This is a genomic window from Candidatus Electronema sp. JM (assembly GCF_048287415.1).
GTDB lineage: Bacteria > Desulfobacterota > Desulfobulbia > Desulfobulbales > Desulfobulbaceae > Electronema.
In genome coordinates this window covers 19,849-29,320 of record NZ_JBLWEN010000034.1, presented here as the reverse complement: position 1 = coordinate 29,320, position 9,472 = coordinate 19,849, and the positions used below count along the sequence as shown (strand labels likewise).

The 9,472-nt window shown below is 51.6% G+C and carries 8 protein-coding genes; all 8 read left to right on the top strand.

All coding sequences use genetic code 11. The features are described 5' to 3' along the window. Positions 1-255 precede the first annotated feature (255 nt). The 8 genes from rlmKL (at position 256) to trpD (ending at position 9,433) form a co-directional block, all read left to right on the top strand. Positions 256-2,457 (top strand): bifunctional 23S rRNA (guanine(2069)-N(7))-methyltransferase RlmK/23S rRNA (guanine(2445)-N(2))-methyltransferase RlmL, encoded by a 2,202-nt coding sequence (gene rlmKL / locus ACNKH6_RS07010; protein ID WP_417914838.1) that lies wholly within the window; start codon positions 256-258, stop codon positions 2,455-2,457. Next, on the top strand, positions 2,454-2,966 hold the full coding sequence (gene yfcD / locus ACNKH6_RS07005; RefSeq protein ID WP_417914837.1) for an NUDIX hydrolase YfcD: 513 nt from the start codon (positions 2,454-2,456) through the stop codon (positions 2,964-2,966). Before rlmKL ends, yfcD begins: the two co-directional genes overlap by 4 nt. A gap of 165 nt (positions 2,967-3,131) precedes the next feature. Next, positions 3,132-4,037, top strand: coding sequence for a c-type heme family protein (locus ACNKH6_RS07000; protein ID WP_417914836.1), 906 nt, complete (start codon positions 3,132-3,134; stop codon positions 4,035-4,037). Between the two features lie 78 nt (positions 4,038-4,115). After that, a complete protein-coding gene (locus ACNKH6_RS06995) occupies positions 4,116-5,150 on the top strand; it encodes a 3-oxoacyl-ACP synthase III (protein ID WP_417914835.1) in 1,035 nt (344 codons plus the stop codon). A gap of 157 nt (positions 5,151-5,307) precedes the next feature. Next, entirely contained in the window at positions 5,308-6,375 is a 1,068-nt protein-coding gene (locus ACNKH6_RS06990) for a restriction endonuclease (RefSeq protein WP_417914834.1), read from the top strand. Next, on the top strand, positions 6,368-7,993 hold the full coding sequence (locus ACNKH6_RS06985) for a hypothetical protein (RefSeq protein ID WP_417914833.1): 1,626 nt from the start codon (positions 6,368-6,370) through the stop codon (positions 7,991-7,993). The genes ACNKH6_RS06990 and ACNKH6_RS06985 overlap by 8 nt, the downstream gene beginning before the upstream one ends. Further along, positions 7,986-8,411: a hypothetical protein gene (locus tag ACNKH6_RS06980; protein ID WP_417914832.1), complete on the top strand. Its 426-nt coding sequence runs from the start codon at positions 7,986-7,988 to the stop codon at positions 8,409-8,411. The genes ACNKH6_RS06985 and ACNKH6_RS06980 overlap by 8 nt, the downstream gene beginning before the upstream one ends. Continuing rightward, a complete protein-coding gene (gene trpD / locus ACNKH6_RS06975; RefSeq protein ID WP_417914831.1) occupies positions 8,408-9,433 on the top strand; it encodes an anthranilate phosphoribosyltransferase in 1,026 nt (341 codons plus the stop codon). The genes ACNKH6_RS06980 and trpD overlap by 4 nt, the downstream gene beginning before the upstream one ends. The last annotated feature ends 39 nt before the right edge of the window (positions 9,434-9,472 follow it).

The window sequence follows — 9,472 nt, the reverse complement described above, 5'->3', positions numbered from 1 at the left end:
GCTCTCCAGCGCCGATGGTACTGCACGGGCGACTGTGCGGGAGAGTAGGCCGCTGCCGGATTCTTGTTCAAGCCGCACATAACAGCCCGCATGGGCTGCTATGTGCGGCTTTTTTTTGTTTTTCACGGAATGCCGCTGCTGTTCCCTTTATACGTTCCACCCGCTTTTTTGTTGGAAAACATAGCGGGTTGGTATATCTTTTTACCTGCCTCTGAATTTTTGCGTATCTTCTAAGACCATCATCCAGTTTCAGCCATGACCGCTGTCCGCTCCCGCCCAAAGACCAAGGAACCCTTTTATTTCACCGCCACCTGCGCCGCCGGACTGGAGGAGCTGGTTAAGGAGGAGATCATCTCCTTCGGCGGGGACAAGGCCGAGACCTCGCCCGGCGCAGTGCGCTGGCAGGCAGGGACGCTGGAGTCCGCCTACCGGGCCTGCCTCTGGTCGCGCTTCACCTCGCGTGTCCTGCTGCAAATCGCCGCTTTTAATGCCGCCAGCCCGGAGGCTCTCTACGCCGGAGCGATGGCGGTTGACTGGGGCAGGCATTTCAGCACGAAAAACACCTTCGCGGTGAGCTGCACCTTGGCGGCTGATGCCAAGCTGAGTCACAGCCAGTACGCCGCCCTGAAGGTCAAGGACGCAGTTGCCGACACCTTCCGCCGCCAGACCGGCAAGCGGCCTGACGTGGATGCCCAGAATCCTGACATCCGCATCAATCTGCACGTGGAAGGCACAGCAGCGGCACTGGCTTTGGACTTGTCCGGCGAAAGCCTGCACCGGCGCGGCTACCGCGAGGACGGCGGCGAGGCGCCGCTCAAGGAGAGCTTGGCCGCCGCCATCGCCTGGCTGGCCGGAGTGCGGCCCGGCATGGAACCGGAGAGCTGCATCCTCGATCCGATGTGCGGCTCCGGCACTCTGCTGATCGAGGCGGCTCTGATCCTCGGCGACTCCGCGCCCGGCCTGCTGCGGGAACGCTTCGGCTTCACCAAATGGATCGGCCACCAGCCCAAGCTCTGGGAGAAGCTCACCGCTGAGGCGATTGAGCGCGAGGACGCGCTGGCGGACAGCGACTGGCCGCATCTGATCGGCTATGACGCGGATCCCCGCGCCGTGGCCGCCGCTCGCAAGAACATCGCCAAGGCCGGGTTGACCGACCGGATCACGGTCAGGCAGCGGCAGCTTGCCGAGCTGCATCCGCCGACAGAGCGCGGCCTGCTGCTGACCAACCCGCCCTACGGCGAGCGGCTGTCCGAGCGCGAGGCGGTGAAATACCTCTACCGCTGCCTTGGCCGCCTCTTCCGCGAACGCTTCGCGGGCTGGCGGCTGGGTTTCTTCACCGCCAACACCGATCTGGCCGACATGCTCGGTCTTTCGTGGGAGGAGCGGCACCGCCTGCATAACGGCCCGCTCAAGTGCCGCCTGCTCACTGCCGCCGCGCCGGAAGAAGCGCGGCAGGAGGAGCCGCACGTCTGGGAGCTGAACGAGACCAACCCGGAGCTGCCCGCGCAGGATTTCAGCAACCGCCTGCGCAAAAACTGCCTCAGCCTCCTGCCCTGGGCCAAGGAGCGGGGCATCAGCTGCTTCCGCGTTTATGACGCGGACATCCCGGAATTCAACATCGCCATTGACCTCTACGAACGCTGGGCGCATGTGCAGGAGTACGCCGCGCCCGCCAGCGTTCCGACGGAAAAAGCGGAGGAACGCTGGCAGCAGGCCTTGCAGGTCATCCGCCACGTCCTCAACTTGCCGCATTCGCAAATCTTCATCAAGAGCCGGGCGCGGCAGCGAGGCGCGGAGCAGTATCAAAAGACAGGCGAGATCGGCAAGCTCCATGAGGTGCGCGAGGGCGGCTGCCGCTTCCTCGTCAATTTCACCGATTATCTGGACACCGGCCTCTTCCTTGACCACCGCAAGACCAGAGCCATGCTCGCTGATTTGGCGCAAGGCCGGAGCTTCCTCAACCTTTTCGCCTACACCGGCTCGGCCACGGTCTATGCGGCCATGGGCGGCGCGAACTCGACCACCACGGTTGATCTGTCAGAGAAATATCTGACCCGCGCCCAGGCCAATCTCTCGCTCAACGGCTACGGCGGCGTGCTGCATCAGTTTGTCGAGTCCGACTGCATGAGCTGGCTGCACACCTGCAAGGAACGCTACAGCCTGATCTTTGTTGACCCGCCCACCTTCGCCAATTCCAAGCACAAAGGGCTGGTCTTTGACGTGCAGAAGGATCACCCGGAGCTGCTGCGGCTGGCCATGCGGCGGCTCAGTCCGGCGGGCGGCACGCTGATCTTCTCCACCAACTCAAGGAAGTTCAAGCTCGACGAGCTGCTGGAGACTGAGTTCGACGTGCGCGAGCTGACTGAGAGCACCGTGCCGCGCGACTTCAGCGGCGGCAGGCCGCACCGCTGCTGGCAGTTCCGGCATCGCACCGAGGCGACGGAGGAGGAGGCATGAGCAGTCCGGGCGCGGAGACCGTGCAGATCGTTGACCAGGACGACCGCGAAATCGGCGCGGTCAGCCGTGCGCTGATGCGCGAGCAGCGGCTCATCCACCGGGCCTGCTACATCCTTGTTTTCAATCCGGCGGGCGAGCTGTTTATTCAGAAGCGTACCATGAGCAAGGATATTTATCCCGGTTATTGGGACGTGGCCGCTGGCGGCGTGGTCTTGGCGGGCGAAAGCTATGAAGCGGCGGCAAAGCGCGAGCTGGCCGAGGAGCTGGGTATCAGCGGCGCACGGCTGGAGCCGCTCTTTACTCAGTATTATGAGGATGAAAGCAACCGGGTCTGGGGCTGCATCTTCCGCTGCGTTGCCGAAGGGCCGTTTGTCCTCCAAGCGGAGGAAGTTGAGTCCGGGCAGTTCACAGCCCCGGCTGCGGCTTTGGAATTGAGCCGCACGGAGCCGTTCACCCCGGACGGGCTGATTGTGCTGCGCAAGGTGCTGGCTGAACTGCCACTAGGGTGACGAGATTGCCATCACCCTAGTGGTCGCAATCCTGTCACCTGAGTGATCGCAAACTCACCACTCTGGTGGTAGAAAACGCGGCACTATAGTGGTACAATGAAAAACACCTGCGCAGCGGCGGCAGGGCGTTCAATTTGATGATCAATTCAGGAGAGGTGCGCTGCGATGGGAAGACGGTTCAGCATTCCGTTGAAATTTTTCGGTGTCTTCTTTCTGACCATTTTGCTGGTGGCTGGCGCGTTCACAGCCACGCTGAACAATCTGCGGCAGCAGGTTTCACGCAATGAGGCACGCGCTGTGGCTGATCAGGTGACAGCCTTCCGCTCATGGGTCGCTCAAAGCGGCATGGTCTGGGTGCAAAAGCTGGCTCCGGGCTTCCATGATTTTCTTGATGAGCAGACTGACGCGAAAGGCGGCGTGTTTTACGGCAAAAATCCGGCCTTGGCCACCCGTGAGCTGGCTGCTGTCGCCCAGCGCGAATCCGCCCGCGCCTCCTTCCGCGTCACCAGCGACAACTGGCGCAAGAAGGATAACGCCCCGGACGCATTCGAGGCGGCGGCCATCGCCCGTTTCAAGGGAGATAAGACCCTTGAGTTTGTTGAGCAGTACGAGGGGGGCAAATACCGCTACGCCCAGCCGCTGCTGCTGGAGCAAGGCTGCCTGCAATGCCACGGCGACCCAAAAGATGCGCCGCGTGCGGTGCTGGAGAAATACGGCAGCGAGAAGGCCTTCGGCTACAAGGTCGGACAGGTGCGCGGCATAGTCAGCGTCACCGTGCCTGCGCTTGGCCTTAACGACGTGCTGAAATCGCTGGCAAATCCGTATGCTCTGACCCTGCTTTTCATCTCTTTGCTTCTGAACATCCTCTTCATCCGCTCGGTGGTTGTCCGCTTGGTTGCGCTGACCCGCAATGCTGAGGCCATCGCTTCCGGCAAGCTGGAGACCGTGCTGCACTACACCAATCCCTCCGAATCGAACGATGAGCTGGATCATCTCTATCACGCCGTCAATTTGCTCAAACGCAGCTTAGTCATTCTCTTCAAACGGGTGAATCCGCAAGGAGGGAAGTGAGCCTTGTTCTTGCGCCGCCGGGAAGCATCGGGTATATACACAAAGATCATCTGAACTTCCCCCAGCCCACAGCGAACAATGAAATACTCCCGTGTCTGCCTGCACAGTTTCGGTTACGAGCTGCCACCTCACATTGTCACTTCTGCTGATCTGGAGCAGCAGCTTGCTCCAGTTTATGAGCGGCTCAAGCTGCCTGAAGGCCGCTTGGAACTGATGAGCGGCATCCGCAGCCGCCGGTTTTGGGAGCCAGGCACCAAACCCAGCGAAGCCGCCGCCTTGGCTGGCCGCAAGGCGCTCACCGCCTCTGGTCTGACCCCGGCGGACATCGATTTTCTTGCGGTGACCTCAGTCAGCCGGGACATGATGGAGCCAGCCACCGCGTCGTTTGTTCACCGCAGCCTTGGTCTGGCAGAATCCTGTCAAATATTCGACATTTCCAATGCTTGCCTTGGCTTTCTCAACGGGATGGTGGTGCTGGCGAATATGATTGAGCTGGGGCAAGTCCGTTACGGCATGATTGTCGCAGGCGAAACCGCTGAGGAGCTGGTGCGTTCCACAGTGCAGCAGCTTTTAGCTGACGAGAGCCTGACCCGCAAGACGATCAAGCCTGCTTTCGCTTCGCTCACGATTGGTTCCGGGGCTGTGGCCTTGGTCATGGGCGACCGCAAAGCCAAGGACACTGGCCACCGTCTTGTCGGCGGGGCCTGCCGGGCCAACACCAAGCACAATGATCTTTGTCAAGGCGGCCAAAACAGCGAGCAGGAGACGCTGATGTCCACTGATGCCGAGCTGCTGCTCGAAAAAGGCATTGAAACCGCAGCGATGTGCTGGCAGGCGTTTGTGCAGGAAACCGGCTGGGACAAAGACAGCATCCGCCGCTTTTTCTGTCATCAAGTTGGGCAGGCGCATTCCCGGCAGCTCTTTTCCAAGCTGGAGCTGGATCCGGCCCGCAATTTTGAAACCTTACCGGTGCTGGGCAATATCGGCTCAGTTTCCGCGCCAATCACGATGGCGATGGGCATTGAGCGCGGCAAACTCAAAAGCGGACAGCGGGCTGCGTTGCTCGGCATTGGCTCCGGGATCAATTCGGTCATGCTGGGCGTGGAGTGGTGATACACGGCAAGGACGCTCCCTGAAAATAGTCCCACGAAGAAGACACCCGGTTTGTTGAACTGGGTGAATTTTCTGTCGGAGCTTTATGCAACACTCTGAACGCGAGAGAGAACTGACAACCGCCTCAGATAATTAAATTTCACATGAGAATATAAAGATGATCACACCTATCCAAAGAATAGTATTCGGCAGTCCTGGAACAGGAAAAAGCTATAAAATAGACCATGAAATTATTCCTGATGAACTTGGCATAAAAAAGGAGGAAAATCCAGGAAATATCATAAAAGCTGTTTTTCATCCTGAATATACCTATGGAGATTTTATGGGGAAACTTGTTCCAATCACTACTAAGGATGGTAAAGTTCAGTATCATTTTTATGAGGGGCATTTTTTAAAGGCTCTATCACAAGCATATGAAAATTTAACTGATGTCCATGATGGTGATGGCAAACTTATAGAAGGTCGTTCAGTAAGAAATGTGGTTTTAGTTATCGATGAAATAAACAGAGGAAATTCATCAGCCATATTTGGCCCTATATTTCAATTGCTGGATAGGGATACAGAAGGATGGTCTGATTACTGTGTAAGTATAAATGAAATCATTTTTAATAAGATTCTTAATCTTATTAGAGTTACCCCTTTTAAAAAAGACAGTAGGGATAATTATGAATTTATGGGTAAAACTTATAACAATATCAATGAACTTCAAAGAAGAATAGAGTACCTTAGATTTGATTTGACCAATAAAACAATAAAAATTCCTTGTAATTTGTCTATCATTGCAACAATGAACACATCTGACAGTTCCATTTATTATATGGACAGCGCGTTCAAGAGAAGATGGGAATGGGAGTTTATAGATGTTAATTCAGGAACTGTTAAACAGGAAGGAATTGCCTTTAACAGCAGGGATGAATGGAAGAAGTTTGTAAAAAAATTAAATGAGTTTATAATAGATAAGCACAAATATATTCGTGGAATAGAAGACAAGCAAATCGGCGAGTGGTTTATCAAGGATAAGCAGATAACGAATGCAACTATACAAAACAAGCTCATGTTTTTTATCTGGGACAGCGTTTTCAGCAGAGATAAAAAACCTCTGGTTCATCTTCTTTATGGAGAGGATGCGAAAAATCAGGATAAGTTGGTGACATTCGGCGATTTTGCGAAACAAGTCGAATCGTTTATAAAAACGATTAAAGAATATAACAAGAGCAATGTTTAATTTTAAAGAATTAAAATTAAACAAGGAAGTTAATGAAGGCGATCCATTTGTCGGCATCAGGCGCAGCACTTCTGGAAATATGGAATTCCGTCTGCCGAGAGGATTTGCGAATTTCCCTGAAAATGACTTTGATGCGACAAAAGAGTTATTTTTTAGAATGTATCGGACGTTCAAAAAATTTGAGCGCGATCATCCCAATAAATATCTTGATACCGATAAAAAGAGAAAAGATAACATTGAAAAGAAAAATAGTGGCTATACCTTTTCTGACAGCGAAGGAAATTCCGTTGTTCTCTATAGCAAAATCTCTGTGATCGAAAACTTGCTCGATGTATCTAATGATCTATCATTAGATGTTATCGAACGCCAGATAGGGATCAATGAAAATATTGATTATGCGCAGATTGATAAATATCTTGACAAGGCAATTTACCAAGAAGAAACTAATGATGAGCATGTTATTTATATTGACAGCATGAATCTGCCGAAAAATGTCATTCAGTATAAATCGGCAACTTTGATTGATATGTTTTGTTTCATTTTAGACGAGCTGAATAATGAGCTTGAGCAGGGAACAGACAGCAGGGTGCGTGAGTTATCCTCAAAATTTAAAGAACAATACCTTAGTTATGATCAATCACTTTTTAACGAGGACACATTTGAAGAAACAATTATTGTTCTGAAAGATTTGTTACAAAGTATAGACAGAGCAACTGCGTATAAAGATAACGATTATTGGCAACTTTACGAAGCTGTTGAATCGTTTCTGTATGGCGAGTTAGATATGAATACAATTCATGATGACGGTTCATTCTGGGGGATTTGTAATTTTTACCAAATATGGGAGGATATGTGTAATACATATATTTTTTCTCATCCTGATGATTACGATGTAGTTTATGCTGATACAAATATTAAAATAAACGGAAAAAGAGTTGGAAATTATACTTACGAAGGTGGCCGTATTTTTAAAAAAGAAGATTTTGAAAATACGTTTTTTATAGGATTTAGGCAAGAAAGAAGATGGTTACGACCGGATTTAGTCCATCGCATCAAGATTGATGCTTTTTTTCCATTTACGAGGCTTGATATTATTAGCAATAACGGAAATACTCTTGATTTTGCTATCCACTTAATGGATCCTTCAAAGGAAGGAATTGAAATATATAATTTTATATGTGATTATTTCAAAATAAAACAGAAAGGATTTCGGCCAAACTTTGGCATAAAACAAAATAAGAGTACATTATTCAAAAAATATCCAAAATCAGAGTTCTTTCTTAGGAAAAACAAAGAGGAAGAAAGTTTTAAAAAAATAAGTCCTATAAAAATATTAGATTACAAATATATTGACTATAATTTACTATTAAGTGCAAATGCAAAAATAGATACAGATATTACAAAACAGTTATGCTATGAATTTTATTTAAAAAATAGCCATACATGTTCAGGCGTGCCCATACTGAGCCAATTTATCATACCGTGTTACAACAAAGGAGATGATTTAGGTGACGAGATGAATGATTGTAATGTTTATTATCGTTTGATTAAGTCAAAGATTGAAATCTTCAAGGCAAATTTTTACACCATGCAAGATGCCTATCTGAGAAATGATTAAAGAAAACACAGAAGCAATAAGCTGCTATGCTGCATGTTTGCAACTCAAAGATAGCGAAAGAATTAAAGAAAAATTTATCAAGCCAATAGTAGAGCGATTCTTTGTTGCAAGGAGTATCAGTATAAATAATTGCAAAGAGATAGACTCAAACAGCGAAATATCAGATAAAGATTTCAACAAACATGGTGTTGATTATTTTTATGAAAAAATTTTTGATGATATCAAGAAAACAAAAGAAGGGAAAATAGATTTTTCTGTTAAATATTGCATCACTCTTGATAAAACCAATTGCGGAAAGACATGTGATAAAACAGGAATCCGTTACGATGAAATATTACTTAATACGCAACCTGTATTTTATTTTATCTACATATCAATAGAAGAAATTTTCTCTTTTTTAAGAGAAGAATCCTCATGATCAAAGAAGCAATCGCCAAGATCGTCACCGGCCAGCATTTGGACGAAGCGCAGATGACCGCCGTCATGCAGGAAATCATGAGCGGCCAGGCCACGGACGCGCAAATCGGCTCCTTCATCACCGCCCTGCGCATGAAGGGCGAAACCATTGATGAAATCACCGGCGCGGCGCGGGTGATGCGCGAGAAGGCCGCTGTGGTTGACACCGGCATCGACGGCCTGCTGATGGACATTGTCGGCACCGGCGGCGACGGCTCCGGCACCTTCAACGTCTCCACCACCACGGCCTTTGTCGTCGCCGGGGCTGGCGTGCCCGTGGCCAAGCACGGCAATCGGGCCGTGTCCTCGCGCTGCGGCAGCGCGGACGTGCTGGAGGCTCTTGGCGCAGACCTGACCATGCCGCCGGAGCGGATGGCGGACTGCGTGCGCAGAGTCGGCATCGGCTTTCTGTTCGCGCCCATGCTGCACGGCGCGATGAAATACGCCATCGGCCCGCGCCGCGAGCTGGGCATCCGCACGGTTTTCAACATCCTCGGCCCGCTGACCAATCCGGCGCGGCCAAACGTGCAGCTCACCGGTGTGTTTGCCAAGGAACTTGTTGTGCCGATTGCTGAAGTACTGATCCGGCTGGGCATGAAACGGGCTTTAGTGGTCTGGGGCGAAGGCAGCATGGACGAATTGACCGTGACCGGAACTTCGCATCTTGCTGACGCGCATGACGGCAAGTTGGAAAGCTATGCGGTCACGCCGGAGGAACTGGGCTTGCGGCGGGCGGATTTTACCGAAATCAAAGGTGGGGCGACAGCGGCGGAGTCGGCGGAGCAAGTGCGGGCGGTGCTGAACGGCGCATCCGGCGCGAAATCGGACATGGTGCTGCTCAATGCTGGAGCCGCGTTCATGGCCGCAGGCAAGGCCGCTGATCTGCACGAAGGCATTGCAGTGGCGCGGAAAATTATCGCCAGCGGCGCGGCGTTGCGGAAGCTGGAGGATTTTGCGGCGTTTTGTAAAAAAACTGCCGCATGAGCAGCCGCTTTCACTGATTTTTGAGGCGAAAGGCAGCCG